Genomic DNA, 11,620 nt, shown 5'->3' with positions numbered 1-11,620 from the left:
GGCAAGACAAAGAAAAGTAAGTCGGTCCCGGCAGGGAACGAAAGGGGGGATGGACCACCAAGGCCAAAACAAACCCCAAAAAAACTACTCAATCCTCAACGCCTCAAACGCCGGATTCCCCTCCGGATACTGCGGCTTCATCCCCTCAAACACCTGCAACAAAATCTCCGCCACCATCACATTCCGATGTGTCTTGGAATCCGCGGGCACCACGTACCAGGGCGCTTCGGGCGTCGCTGTGGCATTGATGGCCGCCTCGTAGGCCTCCATGTAGCCATCCCAAAACCCGCGCTCGGCAATATCGGCCGGGTCGAACTTCCAGTGTTTGTTCGGATCGTCGATGCGCTCCTGCAACCGCTTGCGCTGCTCGTCTTTCGAGATGTGCAGGAAGCATTTGACGATGGTCGTGCCGGTTTCGCTCAGCATCTGCTCGAACGCGTTGATGTGCCCGTAGCGGCGTTTGCATTCGGCCGCGTCGATGTCGCCGTGCACGCGCGTGATGAGCACGTCTTCGTAATGGCTGCGGTTGAAGATGACGATCTCGCCGCGGGCAGGCGTCTGGGCGTGCACGCGCCAGAGGTAATCGTGTGCGAGTTCCTGCGGCGTCGGCGCCTTGAAGCCGACCACGCGCAGCCCCAGCGGGTCCATCGCGCGGAAGACGCCGCGCACGGTGCCGTCCTTGCCGGAGGTATCCATGCCCTGCAGGATCACCAGCACCTTGCGCCGGTGCTCGGCGTAGAGCACATCCTGCAGCGCGTCGAGCTTGGCCGAGACTTCGGCCAGCCGCGCGTTGTCGTCCGCCTTGTTGCCGGTGGAGAACGGCTTGCTGGCGGCATCCACCTTCGCGATCTTGAACTTGTTGCTGCCGTCGAAACGGTAGTCGTCAATCAGGTTCCTGCCGTTCGTGCCCACGGTATCTCCTTGTTGTTCTGAGGTATGCGGCAGCGGCCCGCCGGGGCATGCGCGGTGTCAATGCGCGGCGGCGGTCAGCTTGAGCGCATCCAAATCCAGCGTGCCTTCAAAGACGGTCGTGGCGGGGCCCGTCATCATGACCGGCTGGCCGACGCCCGCCCACGCGATGGTCAGGTCGCCGCCATGCGTGGCGACCTTGACGGGCGAATCGATCAGGCCGCGGCGGATGCCGGCCACCACCGCTGCGCACGCGCCGGTGCCACAAGCAAGTGTCTCGCCCGCGCCGCGCTCGTACACGCGCAGACGCACGGAATGCCGATCGACGATCTGCATGAAGCCCGCATTCACGCGACGCGGAAACACGGGATGCGACTCGATCAACGGGCCGTCTTCCAGCACGGGAAAGGCTTCCGTGTCGTCGACGATCTGCACGGCGTGCGGATTGCCCATCGACACGGTCGACAGCCATGCAGTCCGGCCGTTGATCTGCAGCGCGTGCTGCGTGTCGTCGCCTTCAACGCGGGTGGGCAGGCCTTCGGGCACGAACGGCAGGCGTGCCGCCTCGAACACCGGCGCGCCCATGTCGACTGTGACCTGGCCGTCGTCCTGCATCGTCAGGGTGGCGATGCCGTTCATGACTTCCACGCGCACGGTCCGTTTGTCGGTCAAACCGCGGTCGGTGACGAACTTGACGAAGCAGCGTGCGCCGTTGCCGCAGTGCTCCACCTCGCCGCCGTCGTGGTTGAAGATGCGGTAGCGGAAATCGACGTCGGGCCGCGTTGAACGCTCGACCAGCAGGAGCTGATCCGCCCCCACGCCGAAGTGGCGGTCGGCAATGGCAGCCCATTGCGCGGGCGTGAAGTCGATCGGGGTCTGGATGCCGTCGAGCACGACAAAGTCGTTGCCCGCGCCGTGCATCTTGGTGAAGTGCAGTTTCATGGCGGGCCGCACAGATGCGGCGATGAGCGTTCGGAAAACGCCCATTCTAAAGCGAGCCGGCCGCGGTTGCCCCGAGCCGGCTCCCGGCATCAATAGATGCCCGGCATGCCCTCGGGGCGGTGCTTGAAGCGCTTGTGCACCCAGTAATACTCGGTGATGCGCGGGCGGATGGCGTCTTCAAAGAAGGCGTTCATGCGGCGCGTGTCGGCAGTCAGATCGCCGGTGGGGTAGTTCTCCCACGCCGGCAGGATGCGCAGCGCATAGCCCTCGTAGTTTGGCAGGATCTCGGTGTACATCGGCACGACCTTGGCGCCGGTCATCGACGCCATGCGCGGGATGGCGTTGAGCGTGAGCGCCGGCACGCCAAAGAACGGCACGAATTCGGAGTCGCGCTCGCCGAAATCCATGTCGGAGATGAGCTGCAACGCCTCGCCGCGCTTGATAGTGCGCATGATCTGGCGGATGTTTTCGTTGCGCGACACCATGGTCGCGCCAAAGCGGCTGCGCAGCGCCTTGATGGCGTCATCGAGCACCGGGTTCGCCATGCGCGTGTACAACGAGCAGCCCGCGTTGCCGACGTGCGTGCGCAGGTAGTCCGTCAGCGCCAGCGCGCCGATCTCCACACCCGACAGATGCAGCGTCACGAGAATGTGCGGCGTGCCGTGCAGCGCCGGCAGGTTGGCCTGATCGTCGATCTTCACCACGCGCATCAGCCGCTTTTCCGATGCGAACCACGCAAACGAGCGCTCGGCAAAGCTGCGGAAGACCTTGCGGAAAACCTCGTGCGCCAGGGCTTCGCGCTCGGCTTCCGATTTCTCGGGAAAGCACGCGCGCAAATTCGCCAAGACCACGCGGCGGCGGCCGTTGGGAATGCGGTACAGCAGTCCGCCCAGGCCTTCGCCAAAACGCGCGACGAAACCGTAGGGCAGGAAGGACAGCAGCCATAAGAAGCCGAGTCCGAGTTTGGCAGAGAAACGTTCCATAAAGGCAGCAGTGTCAGGCAGCGGGTGGAGCTTCCGCGCCCTTGGGATGCTTGTAGCGGTTATAGCCCCAGAGATATTGCGTCGGCGCCACGGCAATCAACCGCTCGATGGCGGCGTTGATGCGGGTGGCGGCCTGCGTGGCGTCTTCGGGCAGATCGCCGATCTCCTCCACGTGCAGCCGGTAGCCCGTACCGCGCGGCAGCCGCTCGGCAAACAATGCCACGACGGGCGCACCTGTGAGCCGATGCAGACGGTGCACCAGCGTCATCGTGTAGGCCGGCTTGCCGAAGAACGGCGCCCATACGCCTTCACCGCCGGTGGGCGTCTGGTCGGGCAGGATGCCAATGGCCTCGCCGCGCTTGAGTGCGCGCACCAGCATGCGCACGCCGCGCGGGTCTGCGGGGGCCATGTGCATGTTCGGCCCCGTGCGCATGTGTTCGATCCAGGCGCGCAGGCTTTCCTTGCGCGGCGGCTTGAACAGCGATGTGACGGGATGCTCGCTTGCGTAAGCCTGCGGCAGGACCTCGAAGCAGCCCAGATGCGGTGTGAGGAAGATCAGGCCGCGTCCGTCTGCCAGCGCGCGCTCGATGACGGTTCGGCAGACATCGAACAGGTGCGGCGCAACCTGCGCCCCGTTCTTGCGCACCCAGAAGTACGGCATCTCGAACACCATGCGGCCGGCGGAGCGCCCAGCCTCTTTGAGCATGGCGGGCGTGACGTCGGGATAGGCGTGGCGGAAGTTGGCGATGAGCCGGTCGTGATAGCGGCCGGGCACCTGGGCGGCCAACGCTCCCAGCCAGCCGCCCAGCGCCTGCAGCACTGACAGGGGCAGGCGTGAAAACAGCCAGTAGAGGAAGGTCATGCGTGCGTACGCTGCAATGTGTTGGTCGCAGTCGACAGGAGAGCAGGGTCTTGGCAGGCCGTGCTGCGGCCCCGAAAAGTGCCGCGTATAATAGCGCGATTCGCCGAGTTAACTGACAACTTGCGGGGCGAATCCTTGCTTGGCCACAAACCTCGGCAAGGTTGCTAAATACCGCTAAAGCGTCGCCGGCCGTGGCTTAACGGATTGGCAACGTGATAGCCAATCTGGAGCTAACAGCCGTGTCAAACGACTTCCTCTTCACCTCGGAGTCGGTCTCCGAGGGCCATCCCGACAAGGTCGCCGACCAGATTTCCGACGCCATCCTGGACGCCATCCTCGCCCAGGACAAATATGCGCGCGTCGCAGCAGAAACGCTGTGCAACACCGGCCTGGTGGTGCTCGCGGGTGAAATCACCACGTCGGCCAACGTCGACTACATCCACGTGGCGCGCGAAACCATCAAGCGCATCGGCTACGACAACACCGAATACGGCATCGACTACAAGGGCTGTGCCGTTCTCGTCGCTTACGACAAGCAATCGCCGGACATCGCGCAGGGCGTCGACCGCGCATCGGACGACTACCTGAACCAGGGCGCCGGTGATCAGGGCCTGATGTTCGGCTACGCGTGCGATGAAACGCCCGAGCTGATGCCCTTCCCGATCTACTATGCACACCGCCTGGTCGAGCGCCAGTCGCAACTGCGCCGCGACGGCCGCCTGCCCTGGCTGCGCCCCGACGCCAAGTCGCAGGTGACGGTGCGTTATGTGGATGGCAAGCCGCACAGCGTGGATACCGTGGTGCTGTCCACCCAGCACGCGCCGGAAATGTCGCAAGAGGCCATCCGCGAAGCCGTGATCGAAGAGATCATCAAGCCGGTGCTGCCGTCGCACATGCTGGCCGACACCAAGTACCTGGTGAACCCGACCGGCCGCTTCGTCATCGGCGGCCCGCAGGGCGACTGCGGCCTGACCGGCCGCAAGATCATCGTCGACACGTACGGCGGCGCAGCCCCGCATGGCGGCGGTGCATTCTCGGGCAAGGACCCGTCGAAGGTCGACCGCTCGGCGGCGTATGCCGCGCGCTACGTGGCCAAGAACGTGGTGGCCGCCGGTCTGGCGCGCCAATGCCAGGTGCAGGTCAGCTACGCGATCGGCGTAGCTCGGCCGATCAACATCACGGTGTACACGGAAGGCACGGGCGTGATCCCCGACGAGCAGATCGCCAAGCTCGTGCAGGAGCACTTCGACCTGCGCCCGAAGGGCATCGTGCAGATGCTGGACCTGCTGCGCCCGGTCTACGAAAAGACTGCCGCGTACGGCCACTTCGGCCGCGAAGAGCCGGAGTTCAGCTGGGAAGCCACCGACAAGGCCCTGCTGCTGCGCGAAGCAGCCGGCCTCGCGGGCGAGCCGGCCAAGGCGTTTGCCTGAGCCAGCACTGGCGCCAAAGAGAAACCGCCCTTCGGGGCGGTTTTTTTTCTGCCTGCCAAGAAAAAAGCCGCCCCGAAGGGCGACTTCTTTTTCTAACTTGCACATGCGGTGCGAGCTACTGCCTGGCAACGGCTGCACGGAACGCGGCATCGTCGAGCAACACGCCAACCAGCTTGCGGTAGAGCGCTTCATATTGCCCCGCCGCCTGTGGAATCGCCGACACCCCCATGAACGGAGAATCCCACGAAGCCTCGGTGCGCAATGCGCGGTCGTAGCGCACGGTGCCAGACCGCGTCACCACAAACCGTGCTGCCAGCGCTGCTTTGCCGGTCCCGACGGGAGCTTCAACGGAGCTGTCGAGCAGCGTGCCGGTGATCACCGCATCCGAACGTGCATCCAACAGGCCTGCCGACTGCAACTCGACGCGCAAGGTTTCCCGCAGGTATTGGGCAAAGGAGCCTTCCACCGGCGAACGCACTGTGTTGCTGCGAATGCTGACGCCCTTATCCACACTCGCCGATTGCGCAGCATCCAGCGTGAATTTGCCCACCTCGACCGGGCCGATGGCAGGGCTACCGCTGCGCAGTTTCGCTGCGTTCTCGATGGTCGGCTTGGGCGGCGTCATCGGCATTTCGGCGCAACCCGCCAGCAGCGAGGCGGCCGCGAGCAACGCCGCCCACAGTGCACGCACCATTCCGGAATCAGTTGAACGCGGCGTCATAGGACAGATCCTTCAGCGCGTTGCTCAACACCTCGCGCGTCACCTGCTGGACTGCGTCCAGCGCTGTCGCAGACTTCTTAGCGCCGGCGGGCGGATTGGCGTTACCCAGGGTGGTGTGGATCGCATGACGCGCAGTCTTCACGATGGGGGTCGCCTGCCCCGGCGGCAGGTAGCTCACCGTGCAGATGTAGCCATCGGTGACAGCGCTGCCGGCCAGACCAAAGGTCAGACCCGTTACGAAACCCTTGGACGCGGCATCGTCCGTGACCGGCACGTTGTTCAGCGTGACATTGAGCATGCCCACGTTCGGCGTCGGCTCTGTCGACACCTTCGAGAAGAGGCCGGTTTCGATGACTTCCTTGGCGGCCGTGTCTTTCAGAAGCGTGGTCACGCGCGGATTGGGCGCGCCTTTGGTTTGAAATTCGAACACTAGTTGCACCGGCTTCGGATCCGCAACCTTCTTCATTTCGGACGCCGGCACGGCTTTGGTCGCTGTGTCGACATAGAAGCTCGCGCAACCCGTCAAGAGAGCGGCGCCCGTCAATGCCGACGCCATCACCATACGGCGGATGAAACGCCCGCCCCCAAACTTGCTGTTGTTGTTTTGCATACCCTGATTCTTTTTGTGTGAGGTTCGACTTCGGATACGTCAGCGCAGGCGGTCAGCGTACTGGTACGCCCCCGCAGACGGCGCCCCGGAGGGGCTGGGGGATGCTATCAGAGGCGAAGTGGAGATCACGCCCTTTCGAAGAGGGGTATCACGTCGGCTGGGTCGGGCCGGGCCGTTTCAATTGCGCGCCAGACCAGGCGCATCGGCAAGCCGGCGTTTGGTGTCGGTGCCCCCCCTCCGTCTGCAGGCTCGAACAGTGTCTGTGCGATGTGTCGAGGTCTGTTCTGCCATGATGTGGCCCCGTCATCTATGAGCGTGAATCACCGACCTGTATGCCGGGGCACCGCAACGCATCGCCCACGGCAAGACCCACTCCACGGACGCCAACGCACCGCCGATATGCGCCGCATGTGCCCACCATCGCCCCATGGCAAGCGGCACGGGCCAAAGATCACGGCAGGCGATTGCGCAATTTCGATCAGGCGCGTCAAACCCGCCGGCGCTAACGTATCGCCACCCAGGAGCCACCGCATTGACCACCGCCACCGACCGCTACCTCGCCCGCTTCCGCGCCGTGCTCGCCCACATCGACGCGCATCTGGAAGACACGCTCGACGTGGACGGGCTGGCCGACGTGGCGGCGTTTTCCAGCTACCACTTCCACCGCCAGTTCTCGTTGCTGTTCGGCATGAACGTGGGGCGCTATGTGCAGTTGCTGCGCCTGAAGCGTGCCGCGCATCAACTCGCCTATCGCGACGATGCGCGCATCACCGACATCGCGCTGGCGTGCGGGTACGAAGGGCCGGAAGCATTTGCGCGGGCGTTCCGCAGGCAGGCGGGGCAATCGCCCTCAGCCTTTCGGGCCGCGCCGCAGTGGGCGTCCTGGGCCACCGATCTACAGGCGCTGCGCGCCCTCAGGAGCCAACACATGCCCGCACAACCGCACACCCAATCCGTTGAGATCGTCGAGCGCGAGGCCGTCGCCGTCGCCGCCATCGAGCACCGCGGCGACCCAGCGCGCCTGGGCGAGACCATCCGCACGTTCATCGCCTGGCGCCGCGAACACCGGCTGCACCCGAGCGTTTCGGCCACGTACAACGTCGTCTACGACAACCCCGACGACGTGCCGCCCGAGGCGTTTCGCATGGACATCTGCGCGGCGACGCAGGCACCGGTCGCGCCCAATGCGGCGGGCATCACCGGCAAGACGCTGGCAGGCGGGCGCTACGCCGTGCTGCGCCACACGGGCTCCGACGACACGCTCGCCCAAAGCGTGGCGTATCTGTATGCCGATTGGCTGCCCGCCAGCGGCGAGGAGCTGCGCGACGCGCCGTTGCTGTTCCAGCGCGTGCGCTTCTACCCCGACGTGCCCGAGCACGAAGCCGTGACCGACGTGCTGCTGCCGCTCAGGTGAACCTTCAGGCGATCAGACGATCAGGCATCCAGGTGGATCTGGATGCCGGTGGCCGTGTAGATGGCCGTGGCCTTGAAGCCGTCCACCACCACCGATGAGAACTGGCGGTTGCTGCCCGCGCCATCCACCACGGCGATGGTGTCGCCCACCTTGGGCGCGTAGCCGTTCACGAACTTCACGTGCAGCGTGCCGCCGGCAATCGTGGTGAGGCCGGCCACGCTCAGCTTGCCCTGGCCGTTCGGGCCGATGGCGAGGTCGAGCGTCGTGCCCTGCAGTTGCGTGAACTTGCCCGCAATGGCCACCGCCGCCGGCGCGTTGACCGCCAGCGTGCCAGCGCCGACATACACGTCGCCCGTGCCGAATGCGTTGGCCGAATCGGCCTCCAGCACACCGCCTGCGACCTGCGTGCCGCCGGTGTACGTGTTGGCGCCTGCCAGACGCAGCCTGCCGGTGCCTTGCAGCGTGAGCTTGCCCGCGCCCGAGATGGCGTTGCGCCACGTATCGGCCGCGTTGAAGCCGCCCTGCGTTGCATCCATCGACACGATAACGTTGCCGTTGAACGCGCCGTAGCCGTCGGCCGCCGCGAACAGGTTCAGGCGGCCCCAGCCTTCGGCGTCGTCCAGCACCGGGTAGCCGGACGGCAGCTCCGTCGTCTTCAGCACCACGCGGCGCTGATCGGCGCTCAGGTACGGAAAGCGCGTTTCCAGCAGCACTTCGGCGCCTTTGGGCACCACCGGCGCCAGCGTCGTCGCACCGATCTGCGTAAAGCCAAACGTCATGCGGCGCGTGAAATTGGCCTGGTTGGTGGCGTAGTCGGCAAAGCGGTCGGTGGCCGGCGTGCCGGACTGGGCCAGCGCCGGGAACGTCGTCGCATCCGTGCCGGTCTGCGCCATCAGCGCGGTGTGCGCCTGCGCGAAGGCCGCTGCCTTGAGCGCGGCATTGGCCGGATCGACGAGGTTGGCCGCGGCGGCGGCAATGCCGATCATGCGGCCCGACATCACGTCCAGCGGCGAATGCATGCCGGCCAGGATGCGGTTCTCGCCCAACTCCATGCCGCGCGACAGGATCTGCTGGAACCGCTCAGGCACCAGGTACGCCATCGCCACGGTGTCGCGCACGGCTTCGGCCGAGTGGCCGCTGATGAAGCCGCCGTCCGTCGTGGGCGTCGGGCTCTCGGCCGGCACCAGCGTCGGCACGACGACCACGCTGCTGCTCCAGCGGTACGGTCGGGCGTATTTGTAGAAGCGCTTCGAAGGCTCGGTGGAGGCGTTGTTGCCCACCGTGTTGATCAGGTCGACCACCTTGCCGAAGGCGGTATTGCCGCCCGAGGTGCCCACGCCCGTGTTGTTGCCGCTGTCGTTGTAGAGCACGGTGGTGGCATCGGCCGGCACGGTGGTGATGGACGTCGTCTGCTGCGCGAGCGTGCGCCACGCGGCGGTGAGCGGCCCCATGCCGTCGGTCACGCTGTAGCCCTTGCCGCGGCGATCGTCAAAGTACGCCGCATCGGCCTGGGCCTGTGTGCGGTTGGTAGTGGCGTTCACCACGTATTGAACGTTTGCGTTCAGCACCGGCAGATTGAGCTGCGTGCCGCCGGCCGTCCCGTCATTGGGCAGGCCCGTCCACGTAGACGCGACTACCGCCGGGAACGACCCGTTGGCCGGCGCGCTCACGCCCGCATCGACGATCTCCGTCAGCGGCTGCCAAAGATCGAGAAACCGCGTGAACAGGCGCACGCCGGCGTTGGTGCCCAACGTGGCGTAGCGCGCATCGCCGCGCTGGTTGGTGGCGATGTTGTCGACGAACGCCGGCACGCCCGTGGCCACGGCGGCCGTGTCGACAAAGCCCGGGTCTGCCGGCGGCGCCGGAATGGCCTGCGTGGTGGCAACGGGCGTGCTGCTGGTGTTGTCATCGCCGCCGCCGCACGCCGTCAGCGCAAGGGCGCCGAACAACGCAACAAGGCTGGAGCAAAGACGCGGACGGAAAAACACGGGGCGGGCAGTGAAGGACATGGTGCGGCGGGCGCGGAGCCCGAAGAGAGCGCTGGAAAACCTCGCAGTCTCGGCACGCGCTGTGAAACCACTGTGACGTTTCCTTGACAAATCTGCGTGATCGTCGCCCTACATTGGGGCACGCCACGTCACGGCACCGCTGACGGCGCGTTATGTCACAGCGTGATAGAATCGCCGGCTCCGTTTTTTGACTTTGGTGAAGCCTGGTCCGGGCAATCGCCGTCCGTCGACCATGTCCGCTTCACCGCTGCATCCCGCCCTGCGCCGCTGGCTCCACAGCTTCATTCCCGCACCCGTAACCGTGCGCTGGAGCGAACGCGTCCGCTCCGCCGTCGGCGCCCTCGTCGGCATCCTCTTTACCGGCACGATGATGAAAATGGTGCCAGGCGCTTCCACGCTGATTCCGCTGCTCGTCGCGCCGATGGGCGCCTCCGCCGTGCTGCTGTTTGCGGTGCCGGCCAGCCCACTCGCGCAGCCGTGGTCGATCATCGGCGGCAACCTGGTGGCGGCCACGGTGGGCGTGACATTCGCGCTGCTCGTCGATGATCCGGTGATTGCGTCGGCGCTGGCCATCTCGGCGGCCATTGCCGGCATGTTTGCGCTGCGCTGCGTGCACCCACCTTCGGGCGCGGTGGCGCTCACCGCCGTGATCGGCGGGCCGGCCGTGCATGCGCTGGGCTATCGCTTCGTGCTCGAGCCGATCCTGATCCAGTCTGCGCTGCTGCTGGTGGGCGCGCTGGTGTACCACGCCGCCACCGGCCACCGGTATCCGCACGCGCAGCGCCTGCCCGCTGCCGAGCGCCCGCCCACCGCGGCCGGCTTCACCCGCGCCGACATCGTCGCCGCGCTGCGCCGCCAGAGCGAACTGCTGGACATCGACCCCGAAGACATTGAAGCCGTGCTGCGCGAGATGCAGCTGCAAGCCTACACGCGCACGTTCCAGGCGCTGACCTGCGCCGACATCATGACCACGCCGGTCGTCACGGTGTCGGCCGGCACATCGATCCCGCGCGCGCTGCAACTGCTGCGTCAGCATGGCTTCAAGGCGTTGCCGGTCGTGGACGAAGGCAGGCGCGTGGTGGGCATCGTCACGCGTGTCGACCTGCTCGGCCTGGCGCCCGCAGACATGCGCCAGACGCTGCGCCGCTGGTTCAGCATCGGCGCGCTCACGCCGCCGCGCGTGGCCGACCACATGAAGACGCGCGTGCAGACCATCGCGGCAGACGCGCCCATGTCGGATCTGGTGCCGATGTTTGCCAGCGCCGGCCACCACCACATTCCGGTGCTGGATGCCGACGGCCGGCTGGCTGGCATCGTTACCGAATCCGACTTGGTGGGCGGGCTGTACCGTCAGGCGAACATCGAGCCGCAGGCGGCCTGACGCATCAGCACATCCGGCGCGCCAAGTGCGCCGGCCCCGCAGTCACAGCGCATCCCAGCGCCAGTCCTGCTGCAGCCGGTCCCGAACGTAGTCGACAAACACGCGCACGCGCGGCGCAAGGTGCTGGCTGTGCGGATAGATCGCGTGCAGCGGTGCCGCCGACACGGAGTGCCCCGGCAGCACGCGCACCAGGCGCCCCGCCAGCAGATCGTCGCCCACGTCCCAGATGGATTTGACGGCAATGCCCGCGCCCTCGGCGGCCAGCGTATGCGCGGCTTCGCCGTCGTTGGTGACGATGGAGGCGGTCACGCGCACGGTGTGCTCTTCGCCGCCGCCGCTGAAGCGCCAGTCCGCGCGGC

General features: G+C 66.2%; 11 protein-coding genes. 3 read left to right on the top strand and 8 right to left on the bottom strand.

Going from position 1 to position 11,620, the window contains the following annotated elements; genetic code table 11:
- Positions 1 to 84 precede the first annotated feature (84 nt).
- The 4 genes from FUT88_RS23330 to FUT88_RS23315 all read right to left on the bottom strand — a co-directional run bounded on the left by FUT88_RS23330 (position 85) and on the right by FUT88_RS23315 (position 3,696).
- Entirely contained in the window at positions 85 to 912 is an 828-nt protein-coding gene (locus FUT88_RS23330) for a polyphosphate kinase 2 family protein (protein WP_147218784.1), read from the bottom strand.
- A 57-nt stretch (positions 913 to 969) separates the two neighbouring features.
- Positions 970 to 1,851, bottom strand: a complete 882-nt coding sequence (gene dapF / locus FUT88_RS23325; protein WP_147218782.1) for a diaminopimelate epimerase — start codon at positions 1,849 to 1,851, stop codon at positions 970 to 972.
- A gap of 89 nt (positions 1,852 to 1,940) precedes the next feature.
- Entirely contained in the window at positions 1,941 to 2,834 is an 894-nt protein-coding gene (locus FUT88_RS23320) for a lipid A biosynthesis lauroyl acyltransferase (RefSeq protein WP_147218780.1), read from the bottom strand.
- 13 nt (positions 2,835 to 2,847) lie between these two features.
- Positions 2,848 to 3,696: a lysophospholipid acyltransferase family protein gene (locus FUT88_RS23315; protein ID WP_147218778.1), complete on the bottom strand. Its 849-nt coding sequence runs from the start codon at positions 3,694 to 3,696 to the stop codon at positions 2,848 to 2,850.
- A 239-nt stretch (positions 3,697 to 3,935) separates the two neighbouring features.
- Here FUT88_RS23315 and metK point away from each other — a divergent pair, with 239 nt between their 5' ends.
- Complete coding sequence (gene metK / locus FUT88_RS23310) at positions 3,936 to 5,126, top strand: methionine adenosyltransferase (protein ID WP_147218776.1); 1,191 nt, start codon at positions 3,936 to 3,938, stop codon at positions 5,124 to 5,126.
- A gap of 115 nt (positions 5,127 to 5,241) precedes the next feature.
- Here the strand turns inward: metK and FUT88_RS23305 are convergent, their stop codons facing one another.
- Positions 5,242 to 5,820 carry a hypothetical protein gene (locus tag FUT88_RS23305; RefSeq protein WP_147218774.1) on the bottom strand — a complete coding sequence of 193 codons (579 nt, stop codon included), beginning with the start codon at positions 5,818 to 5,820 and terminating at the stop codon, positions 5,242 to 5,244.
- 7 nt (positions 5,821 to 5,827) lie between these two features.
- The gene (locus FUT88_RS23300) at positions 5,828 to 6,457 is read right to left on the bottom strand and encodes a hypothetical protein (RefSeq protein ID WP_147218772.1); all 630 of its coding nucleotides are present in this window, start codon (positions 6,455 to 6,457) and stop codon (positions 5,828 to 5,830) included.
- A 532-nt stretch (positions 6,458 to 6,989) separates the two neighbouring features.
- On the opposite strand from FUT88_RS23300, the gene FUT88_RS23295 reads away from it, so the two are divergent.
- The gene (locus tag FUT88_RS23295) at positions 6,990 to 7,871 is read left to right on the top strand and encodes a GyrI-like domain-containing protein (RefSeq protein ID WP_186829367.1); all 882 of its coding nucleotides are present in this window, start codon (positions 6,990 to 6,992) and stop codon (positions 7,869 to 7,871) included.
- Positions 7,872 to 7,891: 20 nt separating this feature from the next.
- Here the strand turns inward: FUT88_RS23295 and FUT88_RS23290 are convergent, their stop codons facing one another.
- The gene (locus tag FUT88_RS23290; protein ID WP_147218770.1) at positions 7,892 to 9,880 is read right to left on the bottom strand and encodes an acid phosphatase; all 1,989 of its coding nucleotides are present in this window, start codon (positions 9,878 to 9,880) and stop codon (positions 7,892 to 7,894) included.
- 232 nt (positions 9,881 to 10,112) lie between these two features.
- Here FUT88_RS23290 and FUT88_RS23285 point away from each other — a divergent pair, with 232 nt between their 5' ends.
- The gene (locus tag FUT88_RS23285) at positions 10,113 to 11,261 is read left to right on the top strand and encodes an HPP family protein (protein WP_147218768.1); all 1,149 of its coding nucleotides are present in this window, start codon (positions 10,113 to 10,115) and stop codon (positions 11,259 to 11,261) included.
- A 42-nt stretch (positions 11,262 to 11,303) separates the two neighbouring features.
- Here the strand turns inward: FUT88_RS23285 and FUT88_RS23280 are convergent.
- Positions 11,304 to 11,620, bottom strand: a 317-nt coding sequence (locus tag FUT88_RS23280; protein WP_261797276.1) for a LysR substrate-binding domain-containing protein, incomplete at its 5' end; no start/stop codon positions are given.

Source organism: Ralstonia sp. TCR112, from assembly GCF_007997035.1.
In the GTDB taxonomy this organism is placed as follows: Bacteria; Pseudomonadota; Gammaproteobacteria; order Burkholderiales; family Burkholderiaceae; genus Ralstonia; species Ralstonia edaphi.
The sequence above is the reverse complement of the archived record's forward strand: the minus strand, read 5'-3'. Positions and strand labels throughout refer to the sequence as shown.

Excerpts from the sequence above, each read along its gene's own strand:
- dapF (WP_147218782.1), bottom strand. The coding sequence starts at position 1,851 with ATGAAACTGCACTTCACCAAGATGCACGGCGCGGGCAACGACTTTGTC.
- FUT88_RS23320 (WP_147218780.1), bottom strand. The coding sequence starts at position 2,834 with ATGGAACGTTTCTCTGCCAAACTCGGACTCGGCTTCTTATGGCTGCTG.
- FUT88_RS23315 (WP_147218778.1), bottom strand. The coding sequence starts at position 3,696 with ATGACCTTCCTCTACTGGCTGTTTTCACGCCTGCCCCTGTCAGTGCTG.
- FUT88_RS23305 (WP_147218774.1), bottom strand. The coding sequence starts at position 5,820 with ATGGTGCGTGCACTGTGGGCGGCGTTGCTCGCGGCCGCCTCGCTGCTG.
- FUT88_RS23300 (WP_147218772.1), bottom strand. The coding sequence starts at position 6,457 with ATGCAAAACAACAACAGCAAGTTTGGGGGCGGGCGTTTCATCCGCCGT.
- FUT88_RS23290 (WP_147218770.1), bottom strand. The coding sequence starts at position 9,880 with ATGTCCTTCACTGCCCGCCCCGTGTTTTTCCGTCCGCGTCTTTGCTCC.
- FUT88_RS23285 (WP_147218768.1), top strand. The coding sequence starts at position 10,113 with ATGTCCGCTTCACCGCTGCATCCCGCCCTGCGCCGCTGGCTCCACAGC.